Raw genomic sequence first — 1,064 nt, 5'->3', positions numbered from 1 at the left:
CCTCGGTTCCGGCGTGGACGTGATGTCCGGCTTCCCCGATGACCGGGGGTGGGACCTGAACGTGCTGTTCGACGACGGCCCCGACCAGCGGGGGACCAGCTATACCCGTGAGGGTGGCTTCCTGCGCGGTGTGGCGGAGTTCGACCCGGCGTTCTTCGGCATTTCGCCGCGTGAGGCGCTGGCGATGGACCCGCAGCAGCGGCTGCTGCTGGAGACCTCCTGGGAGGCGTTCGAACGAGCGGGCATCGATCCCCATGCGGTACGGGGCAGCCGGTCGGGCGTGTTCGTCGGCACCAACGGCCAGGACTACGCCGCGCTGCTGATGGCCGCGCCGGAGGATGTCGAAGGGTATGCCGGCACGGGCAGCGCGGCCAGTGTCATCTCCGGCCGACTGTCCTACACCTTCGGCCTCGAGGGCCCTGCCGTCACGGTCGACACGGCGTGCTCGTCGTCGCTGGTGGCACTTCACCTGGCCGCTCAGGCGCTGCGCCAGGGCGAATGCGAGCTGGCACTGGTCGGTGGCGTGACGGTGATGTCCACGCCGGGTGCGTTCATCGAGTTCAGCCGCCAGCGCGGGCTGGCGGTGGACGGGCGCTGCAAGGCGTTCTCCGACAGCGCGGACGGCACCGGCTGGGGCGAGGGCGTCGGCATGCTGCTGGTGGAGCGGTTGTCCGACGCGCGGCGCAACGGCCACCCGGTGCTGGCGGTGATACGCGGTTCGGCGGTGAACCAGGACGGCGCGTCGAACGGGTTGACCGCGCCGAACGGCCCGTCGCAGCAGCGGGTGATCCACCAGGCCCTGGCGAGCGCGGGTCTGGCCCCGTCCGAGGTGGACGCGGTGGAGGCGCACGGCACGGGGACGACGCTGGGTGACCCGATCGAGGCCCAGGCGCTGCTCGCCACCTACGGTCGGGACCGGTCCGGTGAGCCGCTGTGGCTGGGCTCGATCAAGTCGAACATCGGGCACACGCAGGCCGCCGCCGGTGTCGCGGGCGTGATGAAGATGGTCCTGGCGATGCGGCACGGAGTGCTGCCGCAGACACTGCATGTCACCGAGCCGTCCT

Annotated in this window: 1 protein-coding gene; it reads left to right on the top strand. The window is 71.2% G+C overall.

Going from position 1 to position 1,064, the window contains the following annotated elements; translation table 11 throughout:
- A partial coding sequence (locus KYY02_RS33640; RefSeq protein ID WP_371244875.1) for a beta-ketoacyl synthase N-terminal-like domain-containing protein occupies positions 1-1,064 on the top strand: 1,064 nt, incomplete at both ends.

The sequence above is a fragment of the Streptomyces pimonensis genome (genome assembly GCF_041380215.1).
In the GTDB taxonomy this organism is placed as follows: domain Bacteria; phylum Actinomycetota; class Actinomycetes; order Streptomycetales; family Streptomycetaceae; genus Streptomyces; species Streptomyces pimonensis.
The sequence above is the reverse complement of the archived record's forward strand: the minus strand, read 5'-3'. Positions and strand labels throughout refer to the sequence as shown.